A 453-nucleotide genomic window follows, 5' to 3' on the forward strand; every position below is an offset into this window, starting at 1 on the left:
AACAACTGCCCTTATAAAGTACGTCGTTTCAATTGGTTCTTATACAACAGTAATGATGAGTTTGATTATCATATGAATGATGATTTAGGTCGTATGGTATTAAACCCAGATGTTGTTGTACGTTCTCGTGGTGTTATGGAAAAATGTTCTATGTGTATTCAAATGACACAAAAAACAATACTTGATGCTAAACGTGACGGACGTGAAATTAAAGACGGTGAACTTAAAACAGCATGTTCTGCAGCTTGTAGTAGTGGTGCTATGGTTTTTGGAGACATTAATGATAAACATAGTAAAGTTGCAAAACTTAAAGAAGATAACCGTATGTATCACTTATTAGAGCATATTGGTACCAAGCCAAATGTTATCTATCAAACAAAAGTGAGAAATACAACTGAAGCATAATTAAGTAAAAAGTTTACAAAGTTTACAGCGTTTAAAGCACAAAAAACT

At 32.7% G+C, this 453-nt stretch carries 1 pseudogene; it reads left to right on the forward strand.

Annotated features, from left to right (window positions below):
- Nucleotides 1-405: pseudogene (locus FUA24_RS00640) on the forward strand (quinol:cytochrome C oxidoreductase); the annotation flags it as partial.
- Nucleotides 406-453 lie beyond the last annotated feature (48 nt).

The organism is Seonamhaeicola marinus, assembly GCF_008085455.1.